The organism is Bdellovibrio sp. KM01, assembly GCF_013752535.1.
In the GTDB taxonomy this organism is placed as follows: Bacteria; Bdellovibrionota; Bdellovibrionia; order Bdellovibrionales; family Bdellovibrionaceae; genus Bdellovibrio.
Window position 1 is genome coordinate 2378781 of sequence record NZ_CP058348.1, and the last position, 13208, is coordinate 2391988.

The 13208-nt window shown below is 45.9% G+C and carries 11 protein-coding genes; 5 read left to right on the forward strand and 6 right to left on the reverse strand.

Features of this window, described 5'->3' with window-relative positions; genetic code table 11:
- Positions 1-42: 42 nt before the first annotated feature.
- The 3 genes from HW988_RS11625 to HW988_RS11635 all read left to right on the forward strand — a co-directional run bounded on the left by HW988_RS11625 (position 43) and on the right by HW988_RS11635 (position 5178).
- Positions 43-609 (forward strand): hypothetical protein, encoded by a 567-nt coding sequence (locus HW988_RS11625; protein ID WP_181604426.1) that lies wholly within the window; start codon positions 43-45, stop codon positions 607-609.
- A complete protein-coding gene (locus tag HW988_RS11630; RefSeq protein ID WP_181604427.1) occupies positions 606-3767 on the forward strand; it encodes a tail fiber domain-containing protein in 3162 nt (1053 codons plus the stop codon). Before HW988_RS11625 ends, HW988_RS11630 begins: the two co-directional genes overlap by 4 nt.
- A 127-nt stretch (positions 3768-3894) precedes the next feature.
- Positions 3895-5178: a PA14 domain-containing protein gene (locus HW988_RS11635; RefSeq protein ID WP_181604428.1), complete on the forward strand. Its 1284-nt coding sequence runs from the start codon at positions 3895-3897 to the stop codon at positions 5176-5178.
- A gap of 51 nt (positions 5179-5229) precedes the next feature.
- On the opposite strand, the gene HW988_RS11640 is transcribed toward HW988_RS11635, so the two are convergent.
- The 3 genes from HW988_RS11640 to HW988_RS11650 all read right to left on the reverse strand — a co-directional run bounded on the left by HW988_RS11640 (position 5230) and on the right by HW988_RS11650 (position 8230).
- On the reverse strand, positions 5230-6870 hold the full coding sequence (locus tag HW988_RS11640) for a response regulator (RefSeq protein WP_181604429.1): 1641 nt from the start codon (positions 6868-6870) through the stop codon (positions 5230-5232).
- 177 nt (positions 6871-7047) lie between these two features.
- Positions 7048-7527: a hypothetical protein gene (locus tag HW988_RS11645; protein ID WP_181604430.1), complete on the reverse strand. Its 480-nt coding sequence runs from the start codon at positions 7525-7527 to the stop codon at positions 7048-7050.
- Between the two features lie 28 nt (positions 7528-7555).
- Positions 7556-8230 carry an SOS response-associated peptidase gene (locus tag HW988_RS11650; protein ID WP_181604431.1) on the reverse strand — a complete coding sequence of 225 codons (675 nt, stop codon included), beginning with the start codon at positions 8228-8230 and terminating at the stop codon, positions 7556-7558.
- Between the two features lie 160 nt (positions 8231-8390).
- Here HW988_RS11650 and HW988_RS11655 point away from each other — a divergent pair, with 160 nt between their 5' ends.
- On the forward strand, positions 8391-9452 hold the full coding sequence (locus HW988_RS11655; RefSeq protein WP_181604432.1) for a hypothetical protein: 1062 nt from the start codon (positions 8391-8393) through the stop codon (positions 9450-9452).
- 70 nt (positions 9453-9522) lie between these two features.
- Here the strand turns inward: HW988_RS11655 and HW988_RS11660 are convergent, their stop codons facing one another.
- From HW988_RS11660 to fucP, 3 genes are read right to left on the reverse strand one after another with little or no spacing between them, the layout of a single operon-like run.
- Positions 9523-10314, reverse strand: a complete 792-nt coding sequence (locus tag HW988_RS11660) for an MOSC domain-containing protein (RefSeq protein ID WP_181604433.1) — start codon at positions 10312-10314, stop codon at positions 9523-9525.
- A gap of 2 nt (positions 10315-10316) precedes the next feature.
- A complete protein-coding gene (locus HW988_RS11665; RefSeq protein ID WP_181604434.1) occupies positions 10317-10748 on the reverse strand; it encodes a hypothetical protein in 432 nt (143 codons plus the stop codon).
- 28 nt (positions 10749-10776) lie between these two features.
- Complete coding sequence (fucP, locus tag HW988_RS11670; protein ID WP_181604435.1) at positions 10777-12045, reverse strand: L-fucose:H+ symporter permease; 1269 nt, start codon at positions 12043-12045, stop codon at positions 10777-10779.
- A 206-nt stretch (positions 12046-12251) separates the two neighbouring features.
- Between fucP and HW988_RS11675 the strand changes: the two genes are divergently transcribed.
- Positions 12252-13175, forward strand: a complete 924-nt coding sequence (locus HW988_RS11675) for a lytic murein transglycosylase (protein ID WP_181604436.1) — start codon at positions 12252-12254, stop codon at positions 13173-13175.
- Positions 13176-13208: the final 33 nt, after the last annotated feature.

Sequence of the window (13208 nt, forward strand, 5' to 3'; positions counted from 1 at the left end):
AGTACTTCAGTAAGTATTGGATTATTCCGATATTTCTAGTAGATGCAAAAAAATATTGTTGGGTATTTGTTTACCCTGTTCAGCTTGTTTTTACTTATGGGATGTTCTGATGCAGATCCCAAGGTTTCATTTTTGCGTCCGATGGACACTTTTGAATTTAAACCAACAAATTCAGTTGTTACCTCAACACTTACGACAATTTCACTGAAAGCTGAATGTTCTCGCTTTATCAACAACGTCGACCTTTCGTTCGATGGCGGCACGACGTGGTTTAATTCCTCGACGTATGATGCGTCTTACGTGATTTGTTCGACAGATGGCGAATACAAAATCACTCTTTCAAACAGCAAACCGCCGATGAGCACGATGACGATCAATAACGGCGACAGCTTCACCGTGAAGTTTCGCGCAACATCCCGGTCGGGAAATCAAATCGTGAAGGATGTGAACATCCGCTTTGTGCCTCCTGCGCAAATCAAACAAGCCATCTTGGCGGGGGCAAGTGTTCAGACAGCTACCGGCCTAGTTTTACGAGGCAGAATCCTTTCGCACAAACAAGACACCGCTTCCGGTGGTGGCTACAAAATCTGGGGAAGGGTTGCTGAATGAAAAAGATCCTTTCTATTTCAGCACTGCTGACTTTGTTGGTAAATACGGCCTTTGCCGTGTCGCCAGGGTCTTTGCTGACTTACGAAGGACTTTTGACCGACTCCACTGGCACCCCCATCACGACCACTCAAACTGTGGGTTTTCAAATCCTTTACGGGGCTTGTGTGATGTATTCAGAAACACAATCCGTGGTCCCAGGATCCGCCGGTGAGTTTTCCGTGATTGTGGGAACAGGGACTCGCACAGATACAACGAACAACACTGCAGACCGCATCTTTGCTTCGGCAGGAAGTGTGAATTGTAATGGCTCTTCTGCTGCGACGATGACGGGATTTACGACTCGCGCTTTACGAATCACTGTGAACGGTGTGGATTTGACTCCTGATGTGCAAATCGGAAATATCCCCGTTGCGATCAACTCGCAAAAACTGGCTGATAAAGGGGCTTCTGAATTCCTACAAGTCAACTCCAGCCAAACGACGACTCAGGCGAATCTGGAAAGTATTCTTTCCCGTTATACGACTTTGAATAGTTTGATATCAGCTTATGCTGGCAACACACTGACTGCACAATCTGCACAGACAGCTGTGAATTTCACCGGCGCATTGGCGGGAGATGTTTCTGGTACGCAAACCGCGACTTCGGTTGATAAAATCAAAGGTGTTACTGTCGACACAACGGGCCTCGCATCCGGTAAAATTTTAAAATATGACGGCAGCAAGTGGGCTGTGGCAGATGATAGCACGGGTACTTCACCTGGCGATGCAACTTACAGCACTAAAGGTCTCGTGCAACCGATGACTGATGCTGCGACTTCGGGTCTTCTGATTTCTTCCGGTGTCATCAAAGTCAATTATGGTACGGCTGCAAATCAGATTGTGAAACTTGATGCCAGTGCAAAACTTCCAGCGGTGGATGGTTCACAACTGACAGGCATCCTCCCGTCCGGCGCTACAGCTGGTCAGGTTCTTACTTCAAGCGGATCGACTCTGTCTTGGACGACTCCTTCGACTACGGATACAACGAAACTTCCACTTGCAGGTGGAACGATGTCTGGTGCCATTAGTATGGGTGGCAACAACATTACTAATATCGGTTTCATTACGATGAACACTGGCGGCCAGTTTCACCTTTCTAATAACTCTGTCGACCCTTCTCTTTCGACTGCCGACAAGGGTAAAGTTTGGTTCAACTCTACCAGCAATCAAATCAAATACTGGGACGGTTCTGCGACACAAACTGTGGGTGTTGCGGGTGCGGGACTTACAAGTTTGAATGGTCAATCAGGTTCCTCACAATCTTTTGGAACACCGACAACAGCAGGAACGAGTTTGTCCTGGTCTTCCTCTTCTAATAGCCACGTTTTAAATATTCCGATGGCCTCTGGAGCTGGCGTTACCGCTGGTTTAATTAGCAAAACTGATTACGATGCTTTCAACGCGAAACAAGCTGCCGGAAATTACATTTCATCATTAACGGGAGATGTAACTGCCACGGGCCCGGGTTCTGCTGCCGTAACTTTGGCAAACAGTGTAGTAACAAGCGCTAAAATTGCAGATGGCACTATCGTTGGCACCGATATGAACTTTACCGGTATGGTAAACGCCACGGCCGGCATCGTGATCCAAGATTCCACGGGCAAATTCGCCAGCTTTGCTTGCTCGACAGCGGGCCATGTTCCGACTTGGACAGTGACCGGCTGGATTTGCTCGGCACTGGATCCCGCGAACTTGTCTGCGGTGGTTCCAATCACTAAAGGTGGTACGGGAGCTTCCACTGCGAGTGCTGCCTTCGCTGCCCTATCTCCGATGACAGCTAAGGGTGATTTGATTTCTCACTCAGGCTCTGCGCCTTCAGTGTTGAGTGTGGGTACTACGGGCCAGATTCTGACTGCTGATTCTGCACAAACAACGGGTTTAAGATGGGCCACTCCAAATTACTTTGCAAATGGTGGTAATACATTCGGCGCTGATGCAACGTTAGGTCTTACAGATGGCTATGGTCTTAACATTAAGACAAACAGCGCCACCCGCCTGCATATCAATGCCGCGGGTAACGTGGGAATTGGCTCCACCGCGAACACGAACGTCCCATTGACATTGTCTTCTGCTCTTGCGGGAGGCACGACTTTGCATATAGTTAATACAAATTCTTCAAGAAACTATTCATTGAACACTGGAAGTTTATCTTCAACTTATGGTGCGAGTGTATTTGCTTTAAACGATGAGACCGCTGGAAAAACACGCTTCTTGATCGATACAAATGGTGCTGCGTCTTTAGGTGGAACGATCACAAATATGGTCGCGGCTGCGGGCCCAGGTGTTCTTACACTAAATGGACCCGGAACAACTACTTCCGACACTGGCGTACTCGAAATGAACAATAATATTGCCACAGTAGCTGCGGGCACTTCCGGTGGTAAAGTCACATTTAATGCTTACAACAATTTAGGCTCGAAGAACCTGGCAAGCATTCAGGTCCTTACCGATGGCTCCGGCGGTGCCAACGGTTATGGCGGTCGTATTATGTTTACGACCAAAGCAGATAACTCCACGTCTCAGGGAATTAACTTCATTATGACGTCGACGGGCAATGTCGGAATCGGCACAGGCGTTCCAGCCTATCGCCTTGATGTCAGTGGTGATGCAAACTTATCAACAGGATCCGTCTACAGAATCGCTGGAACTCAGATTTGTACTATTTCTGGCTGTACTTCTTCCTCTGACAGACGATTAAAAGAGAACATTCAGCCTCTGCAAAATTCTCTCGAAAATATTTTGAAGCTTGATGCAGTTTCTTATAATTACATCGACACGGCCCGTTTCGGTGACAAACACCAAGTCGGTCTGATCGCTCAAGATGTTGAAAAGATCTATCCCGAAGTCGTCGTCACGGATGAAAAGACCGGCATGAAAGCTGTGGCTTACGATCACTTAGTGGCTCCTCTGATCGAAGCAGTGAAATCACTCTATTATAAAGTCACGGCTTCTGAAGAAAAAATCACAGAGCACGAACGTCGCCTTGCTTCGGTTGAGGAACAAAAGACTTTGGATCGCGCTGAGATTGAAAAACTTAAAGTTGAGAACGAAGCGCTTAGGAAACAAAACGAGAACTTACAAAAAGATCTCAATTTGATAAAATCCAAGCTCGGTCTGTAAAATAATATTGATCTTTGACTCCAAAACATTCCGCTGTTTGTCTCACTATAGTATTAACAATTCGCAAAGCTTTTTTATCGTTCTATTCGTGGTAACATTTATTTATTCACGTAAGAGGTACGTAAAAATGAAAAAAACTGCTGCTTTGCTTGTAGCTTCTTTAGCATGCTCCCCTGCTTACGCCATTTCACTTGGCGACATTCTCAAATCCATTTTTAGCGCCCCTGTAAAACAGGAAAGCCGTACGCCGGCTAGTTCAGGATCGAACTCTACTGCTAAATCCGAACAACAAAGCCTGGAAGAGTTACGTAAGACATTAGGCTTATTAAAAAAGATCAGCTGTACCTATCATGGTAACAACTATGGGGTGGATCCTAATGCGGTCTTTGAATTCCCGGATAATCCAGATCAAACAGTCTGTGATCCTTTATCTGGTACAGCTTCAGAATCCCGCACCAGCGGTCTGGCCGCGAAACTATATATTCGCAGTGAAGAGATGAAAACCGTCAATGGTGTGATGGATTACTATAGTAAAGGGATCCGTTTGGATCAGAATCTTTACTTTGCTTCGATCAATGTTCCAACTCGCATGTTCACGAAAGGTTTCACGACTGAAGGTGGCGCGACACTGGTTGACGGTTCAGGTAATAAATTGATCGAAAACTTCGCGGTGGAGTACAATTCCATCCTTAAATTAGGTGCTGACGATAAAGAAGGTGAATACGAATTAGGTATCATCTCTGACGACGGTGCCCGCGTGTTCTTTAAAGAAAATGATCAATGGAAAGAATTGATTAACAATGACGGTAACCATCCTTCCCGCTTTGGTTGCACATTCAGAACTCTGACAATGAAAAAAGACACCGAAGTACCAATCAAGGTTCTTTACTATCAAGGTCCTCGTTATCACATCTCGAATGTGTTGATGTGGAAATACCATAAGGACGTAAAAGCCTTCCAGAAGTCCTACAAAGACAACTGGGTATGTGGTCAACGTGGCAATGAGCTTTTCTATTCGCCTAAAACTGAAAAACCGACAGCGGTTACGAAGTGGCTGGAACACACAGGTTGGAAAGTTATTGCTAACGCCAACTTTAAAATGCCAGAGCAAAAAACCAACCCTTGCGTAGAGGAAAAACTGCAGATTACTGACCTGATCGCAACGTCTGTTGAAGCTCCACGCGCAACGATTGTTTGGAAAACAAATATCAAATCAACAAGCCAATTGAAGATTTCAAATTTCTTCACGGGTGAGGTTATTTACACTGAGTTAAACTCAGAGCTGGTAACAAACCATGAAGTTCAATTGGACGGTCTGGTTCGCGGCATCTACTATTTGATCAACGCAATCTCTGTGGATGAAAAAGGCAATCAAGTGATCAGCTCTCCGGATTACTTGATCACTCCGTAATCGAATCCTAAATAACAAAATGAAAAGGGCAGGTTTACCACCTGCCCTTTTTTATCTTACTGTGACCAGATTTCTTTGAATTGCCTGCTCGATTTGGGTTTTGTTGATCGGTTTGGTCAGATACTCCGCAAAGCCCAGCCCCAGGCAGCGCTCTTTTTCTTCTTTTAAGGCATTGGCGGTTAAGGCGATCACTGGAGTTCGGTAATGACGTCGCTTCATCTCTGTTGCGGTCGTGATGCCATCCATGCGCGGCATCTGCAAATCCATCAGAACCAGATTCGGTTCAAAGACCGGAAGCTTTTCCAGACACTCGATACCGTCGCCAGCCGTCTCGACAACGTAGTGATTTTTTCTAAGCAGAATACTCAGGAGACGGCGGTTATCCGCATTGTCATCCACGACCAGAATCTTGGCAGCAATCTTATCTGTATTTGTGCCGTTATAAACGGGAACTTCATCAACGGGTGCATTCTTATCGACGATCGGAATCGTTAAGACGAAAGTGGAACCTTCTTTAAGAGCACTCTTGGACAAATCCAGATCCCCGCCCAACGCTTGCGCCAGACTGCGAGACAGCACCAACCCCAACCCTGTCCCACCGAATGATCTGGTGATGGAAGAATCTGCCTGCTGAAAAGGACTGAACAAGATTTGCTGCTGCTCCTCCGCGATACCGATTCCCGTATCCGTGATTGCGAAGCTTACAAATTCTTTGCCACGGGGATAAACCTTGATGGTCACATTGCCGCTGTCAGTGAACTTGATCGCATTGCCAATTAGATTGTACAAAATCTGTTTTAAACGGACAGGATCCGTGACCAACGTTTCCGGCAATTCAGAGGCAAAAGACAAATCAAATCCAATGCCTTTAGTTCTGGAAGGAGAAGTGAAGGTTGCTGACAGCTCTTCTTTTAAATCATTAAAGCGTATGCGGGATTTTTCGATTTCCATTTTGTGCGCTTCGATTTTTGATAAATCCAAGACGTCATTAATCAAGTTCATCAACAGATGACCATTGCGCAGGATCGCTTCTTTAGCGGTTTCTTTTTCCTCGGGAGATGCGCCATCCTCGGTAATCATTTCCGAGAACCCCAGAATGGCCCCCAAAGGCGTGCGAATTTCATGACTCATGTTTGCCAGGAAAGTACTTTTAGCGGCGTTGGCTTTTTCGGCCTGGTCTTTTGCGAACTCAAGTTCGCGCTCTCTTAGCTCCAGTTGAGACGTTCTCTCCAAGACTCGCAGTTCAAGTTCTGAATTTAATTTTTTTTGCTGCTGTTCAGCGTTTTTGCGATCTGTGATATCTCGGGTAACTTTTAAAAAGCCTTTTACCTTATGATTCTTGTCATAAAGAGCCGTAAGAACCACGTTCGCCCAAAACATAGTGCCATCTTTACGAAGGCGCATGCCTTCCTCTTCAAATCTGCCTGTTTCCGCAGCCACTTTTAATTCATGTTCCGGGTGCCCAAGATCAATGGCCTCTTGAGAATAGAAGGTAGAGAAATGTTTTCCGAGAATTTCGTCAGCGGTGTAACCTTTGATCCGTTGAGCACCCGCGTTCCAAGTGCTCACAAATCCATTTCGATCCAAAGCAAAAATCGCATAATCAACAACACTTTGCACCAGAGCCTCAAAACTTTCGTTTTGAAGTACCTCAGCGTCTTCTCTATTTGACGTCGTTTTTCCTGTGCCCATATTGTCCCCTAACAGATTAAGAAGACAGCATTGCACACATCAAATCAAGAGAGTCGAAAAAACATGGCACAATTGAAATGTTCATCAACGAACGGTTGTTTTGCTGCGAGGCTTAATTTTAGCGACTTCAGTCGAGAACCCCGAGCATATGAGGCACGGCTCGCTTTGTACTTCGAATTACTTTTTCTGGGCTATAATCAGCTCACGTACTTTTTGCAAAAACTTATCATCATTTGTCTTCACGATCTCAAGACTCTTATACGTGTACGGTTGCTTAGGAAAAATAAGGTAGCGTGTGCCTTTGGTAAAAGTCGGCTGCACTTCACACGAAGGATCATTGATCAAACGACCTGAAGTATTTTTGTTCCAAAAATTTTCATCCTTGTGACCATCAAAATCCGAAAGAGACTCCTTGTCTTTCGCGCGGTGACCTTCGATTTTCAACGTTGGAACGGATTTACCTTTTAAAGTTTCAACAACTTTGAATTTAAAAACCGGCAATCGGGCTGTGCGAGAAACATGGACCGCTTCTGCCACATAAATATTCTCGTTGGACTTGACCATTTCCTCCAAAGGTACCATCGCACTTTGAGGTGGAGCAAAACAGGCCCATGCTGAATTCAGATTTACAAACGCCAAAAAGATAAAGTTAAACATCAACGCCCCCGATGAAAAATATCTTATGTCATTCATCTGAGTCGTCAAACAGATTCATCTGGCCAGTATAACCTTTAAGTTTTTCGCGGGATTCAAAATGCAGCTTGCGAAAGTCACGCTGCGTTTTCAAAAATTTCACCCACTCTGCACCGGATTTTTTATCCTGCAACCACTCATCAAAAGCATCTGCTTTTAAAAAGAGCGGCGAGCGATCGTGTCCCGCCGTCAGAATCTCTGGCGTGGGCTCCGTCGTGATGATCGCAAAAGAATCCACCACTTCCCCCGTCTGCTGATCCTGCCATGTATCCCAAATTCCCGCCGCCGTTAGCAACTCATGATCGTGGCTTTTGATCGAAATCCAATTCCCGGCAAAAGTTCCCGTGTAGGCCGCTTCGTAAAATTCACGTATCGGAACGAGACAGTGTCTTGATTCGAACGGTTTTTTCCAGGAAGGCTTGTTTAAAACTTCTTCAACGCGGGCGTTGTAAGTCGCAAATTGGGGCTTTCTGACCTTTGACCACGAAGGCACCAGAGAATAACTCATCAGGTGAAGCTTTCGCTCCTGGTGCTCTTGTACGATGACTGGAGCCGGTGTGTGAGGATAAATGATTTGTTTTGGAACGAAATGAATAGGTGGAAGCTCTACCTTGTAGGTCTTATGTAACAGATTGAATTCGCTGGCCGCCCCATAACTTGCACACATGGAATGAATTTTATGTGAATTCCCCGTCTCAAATCAAGAAAGCCTGCGAAAACACTATCAGTATTTTAGACGATGTTTCCTAGTTCAACACTTGGAACGAATTTACGTGGAGTACGGCTGGCCCCCACCTTGCAATGTCTTATGGTGTGGGGGAATTCAAATGAGAAATCTAAACGTTGCATACATCACAGCTATTACATCCGGCATGCTACTGAGTGCTTGCGCGCCTGACGTTAATTTCATGACGTCTGAGCAGAACCTTGCTTCCCTCGATGGCGGCGGTGGTGGCGTAAAGTATCAAAGCGTTTCTCAAAGCTTTGACGTTAAAGCGAACTCCGATATCGACGTGCTTTTCGTCGTCGATAACTCAGGCTCCATGGACGCCGAGCAAAAGGGTATTTCCGCAAAAATCAATGGGTTCATGAACATCATTAAAGATGCAAACTGGCATGTGGCATTGACCACAACAGATCCAAAAGTGAACACGATTGCTCCTGATAAATCATCCCGCGCATGGGGTGATGGACAATTCCGCCCGTTTGACTCTGATTCTGGCAGCCTTTTCGTATTGAAAGCGGGCCAAACTTCGCTGGCGGACGCTCAGAAAATGCTAGCTGCGGCGGTGAATGTAGGTCTTCTAGGTGATGGTAGCGAACGCTCTATCAACGCTTCTTACCGTGCTATCGAGCGCACTGCAAACACTCCGGCAAATCAAGATTTCTTCCGCGAAAAGTCGAAACTGATTGTGATCGCTATCTCTGACGAAGACGAATGTTCAAACGGCAAATGCGCTTCTGCTCCCGAGAAAAGCGTTCCCGAGAATCTGGTTAAACTAGTTCGCGAGCGCTTCGGAGCTGAAAAAGTCTTTATGTTTAACTCAATCGTTAAAGCACCTAGCGACACAGCGTGCACAACGGCGGCGGTTGCTCCAATTTATGAAGCAATGTCTAAACTGACTGGTGGCTTGATTGGTTCGATCTGTGCGACAGATTACACTTCGATCTTAAGCAAAATGGGTACGAAAACTGTGGAGCTGGTGAAGTCGATCAATTTGAATTGCCAACCTGTTGATGCTAACGGTGACGGTGATATCGACTTCTCTTTGATCGACAGCAAAGGAAATAAAATTGCAGCCGGTTACTCTATCAGCGGTACGACAGTAAGTTTCGCGGCAAACCTAGAAGAGGGTTCCTACTCAGCAGCATACAGCTGCGTGCAATAACCACTGAATACCACTTTAAAACCACTAAAGGGATCCGCAGGGATCCCTTTTTTTTAATTGTATAACGAGATCAGGAAAGAACTTCCACGGGGGAATCCATCAGGATCGTCCCCTCATTTTCAGGAATCCACAGAGTTCCAAAGTTCACCTTGGTGCCATCACGACGATAGGCTGCAAGGGTCTTCAGCGGCTCTGGACCAGTGGAAACGCCCGTCTGCTGATCAATCGTAATGACGTTGCAGCGAGCACTTAGTTTTGGCTGGGATAAGATCACATTGCCGATTTTGATTCTTTTCCACTTATCCTCCTCAAATGCCTGGTTGCCTTGAACAACGATATTAGGACGAAAACGGTTCATGGGAATGGGACTCGGCAGTTTTGAATTCAAATCTTCCAGACTTTTGGTATTTACCAACAGCAAGGGACGGCCATCGGCGAAGCGAACTTCGGGCTTCCACTCTTTTTGTGTTGAAAGAACACGGCGCTGAGAAAATGGCGCATAGCGGACAAGGCGAACATTCACACCCAGGTATTGAGACAGAGCTTGTGAATACAAATCTGGCTCAAGAGCTGCAGTGAAGGAATCATTCCACACCTGAACCTTGACCTCGCGGCTAAAGGAACTTTTGCGACCGATTTTAAAGAACATCTTTTCAAAAGCCAAAGTCAAAGACGTCGGATCAAAGACGGCATTAACTGTGGCAAGCTTAGGCAAAGTTCGTTGCGAAATAAACCTGCCACTTTCATCCACAAGCATCCACTCACGATCCCCTTCGGGGCCTTCGTGAGTGATCTTCATTTCGGCCAAAGACTGGCCTCGTGCAGACTTTAATGGATAAATATTCAGCTCGGCAACCTGCATGACTATTGAACTGATTTTGGATCCGCAGGAGGAGCCACTGGCGCACCTGTTTCAGGCTTCACCATTTGTGGTTTTTCTTTATCAAGCTTAACCAGTTTTTTCTTTACGATTTTCAAAGCCACTTCGTGAGATTCACAAACTGTCTTGGCATCATCACAAACATAGAAACTGATTGTGAAAGGTTTATCGCCTGCTTTCGTCGCATCGAATTGAATCAACTTTTCAGTTTTTTTAACTGGATCAATGGAACCCATTTCTCCATCGATATAAAGACCTGATGGAGATGGAACAGAGAAATGAAACCCTTTATCCAAAGTCGTGTTGATTTTTTTGCCCGACAACTTGATATGATCTTTCCCGTCGGACAAACGAGCGGCGAAAGAAAGTGAAGGAACAAGAACGGCTGCGATAATAAGTGCTTTTGAAATTCTCATAAACCTATTAGACGGCCCCGAGACCATCTCAGTCAACCCTAGTGACACGACGCCCCTCCTTGAATCCATAGAAAGAAATGAAAACGTAACAGATCATTGGTAACAGGAATGCGTGCTGCAGCCCCATTCGATCCGCAATCACCCCTTGGACGAGTGGGATCACCGCACCGCCGACGATGGCCATGATCAACAGACTGGAAGCTTTTTCAGTAGCAAATCCCAAACCGCGAATCCCCAGACTGAAAATCGTCGGAAACATGATGGAGTTAAACAAGCCAACGGCAAGTAAAGTCCACGCCGCTGCGGGACCGGTTGCCATGACTGCACAGCCAACCAAAACAGTTGCAACACTTGCAGCTATTCCCAGCATCTTTGCAGCATTTAATTTCCTCATCAAAAATGAACCCACGAATCTTCCGACCAGGGCACCGCCCCAGTACAGAGGCACATAGCCCGCCGCCACACTTTCATTGACATTTAAAATATCTGCTTGAGACATGAAGTTGATCAAAAAACTTCCGATGGAAACTTCCGCCCCCACATACAGAAACAATGCGATCACGCCTAAAACCAGATTCGAATGTTTAAAGGCATCAGAAAACGTGGCCGTCCCCTTCACTTCCCCCTGTTTTTCTTCTTTCAAGTTTGGCAGGCGCAACAAATACATTCCGATTGATAGCAACAAAAGAATAACTGTCAACACGGCATAGGGACCTTGAACGGATTGCGCTTGCTGAGTTTTATAAGCGACCTGCTCTGTCATGGAAAGGGCCGCCAGTTGATCAGCACTCATCACCACACCGGATAAAATAAATAAACCACCGATTTTTGGCGCCACCGTTGTGCCTAAGGAATTCAGCGCCTGCGCCAAATTCAAACGACTGGACGAGGTTTCCTCTGACCCCAATAAGACCACATACGGATTTGCAGCAACCTGCAGGAGCGTAATTCCTGATGCCAAAACAAAGAGCGCAAATAAAAACAGCGGATAGGATTCCACTCGGGCTGCGGGTAAAAATAAAAGCGTTCCGATCGCAGCAACAAAAAGTCCTGCGCTGATACTGTTCTTATAACCTATTTTTGCCACCACACTGCCCGCTGGCAGAGACATAATGAAATACGCGCCAAAGAAGGTGAATTGAATGAGGGCACTTTCTGTATAGGTTAAAGAGAACACTGACTTCAAGTGAGGAATCAGAATATCATTCAGGCAGGTTAGAAAACCCCACATAAAAAAGATGGTGGAAACAATCACTAACGCTCGGGTGCGCTTCGTTTCCTCAGGTGCTTGGTTCATGATTCCTCCAAATTAGTTAACCTCTAATAAATACTGCCGAATTTACAAACCAGCAGCAAACGATATCACAGTGCATGCAAGTTCATTCCAACACAGGACCTTTGCCCCGCACAGACTTCGGTTCCGTTTTTTTTTCGGTTGCAGCCTCAAAGGCGTTTTTACATTAGCATAGACTTTTAGACCCCTTCACTCTTGGGAGCCTGCGAGTGCGTATTCTGTCTGTTCTTCTTTTCCTTTTGATTTCCAGCACGAGCGCATGGGCTCGCCCGGTCAATTTGAAAGCGGAAGACTCTGAATGGGTAGAAACTAAACTGAAGCGCCTGGGGTTTTCAAACTCATTTTCCGAAGAATCTGCAAAGTACTACGAACCCAAAGGTTTTAAATCGGTTGTGAAGTTGAATCTTTTGGGCTTCTTGACCCCTTCAGGTGCCCATCTAACTGAGCTTGATCCAAAGGCCGTACAAAAATCCGCGACATTTATCAAAGCCAATTCCGATGCTTTTCAAGCGGCGCAAAAACAGTTCGGCGTCCCCGCAGAAGTGGTGTCGTCCCTATTGTACATTGAAACTCGTCACGGAGCAGATATGGGGATTTTCCATATCGTGAGTGTCTATGTGCACCTGATGCAAGTGAACAGCCCGGAAAATTTGAAAGAGCTGACTCGTTTGGCGATTTTAAAGAACAAAGAAATCAAGAAGTACTCTACGACCAAAGAAGTTCGCGAAATCATGAAAAGGCGCGTGGAGAGCAAAGCAAAATGGGCTGAAGAGCAGTTGATAGCCCTGGCCGAGATCCGTAAAAAGAAACATCTGAATCTGAAGAAACTGCGGGGCTCTTATGCGGGAGCTTTTGGTTTACCACAGTTTATTCCTTCCAGTTATCGTGACTTTGCCGAGGCCTTGGTTCCAGAGAGCACTCCGGATATCACAAAGCCTGCGGATGCCATTATGAGTGTAGCCAACTACTTACAAAAAAGTGGTTGGAAGCAGAAAAACTTAGAAGCCCAAGTCACCGCACTGATGAAGTATAATAACAGCCGCGACTATGCGAATGGGATCTTAAACATCTCGCAACGAGTTCCTCCACTTCCGCGTCTAGATACCACAGCCACAATTCAACAGACCCAATAAAAAAAAGGAGCCCTCGAGCTCCTTTTTTTTATT

Bases quoted from the DNA above. Each gene is read 5' to 3' on its own strand.
- HW988_RS11625 (WP_181604426.1), top strand. From the start codon at position 43: ATGCAAAAAAATATTGTTGGGTATTTGTTTACCCTGTTCAGCTTGTTT.
- HW988_RS11630 (WP_181604427.1), top strand. From the start codon at position 606: ATGAAAAAGATCCTTTCTATTTCAGCACTGCTGACTTTGTTGGTAAAT.
- HW988_RS11665 (WP_181604434.1), bottom strand. From the start codon at position 10,748: ATGAGAATTTCAAAAGCACTTATTATCGCAGCCGTTCTTGTTCCTTCA.
- HW988_RS11635 (WP_181604428.1), top strand. From the start codon at position 3,895: ATGAAAAAAACTGCTGCTTTGCTTGTAGCTTCTTTAGCATGCTCCCCT.
- HW988_RS11650 (WP_181604431.1), bottom strand. From the start codon at position 8,230: ATGTGTGCAAGTTATGGGGCGGCCAGCGAATTCAATCTGTTACATAAG.
- HW988_RS11640 (WP_181604429.1), bottom strand. From the start codon at position 6,870: ATGGGCACAGGAAAAACGACGTCAAATAGAGAAGACGCTGAGGTACTT.
- HW988_RS11660 (WP_181604433.1), bottom strand. From the start codon at position 10,314: ATGCAGGTTGCCGAGCTGAATATTTATCCATTAAAGTCTGCACGAGGC.
- HW988_RS11655 (WP_181604432.1), top strand. From the start codon at position 8,391: ATGAGAAATCTAAACGTTGCATACATCACAGCTATTACATCCGGCATG.
- HW988_RS11645 (WP_181604430.1), bottom strand. From the start codon at position 7,527: ATGTTTAACTTTATCTTTTTGGCGTTTGTAAATCTGAATTCAGCATGG.
- fucP (WP_181604435.1), bottom strand. From the start codon at position 12,045: ATGAACCAAGCACCTGAGGAAACGAAGCGCACCCGAGCGTTAGTGATT.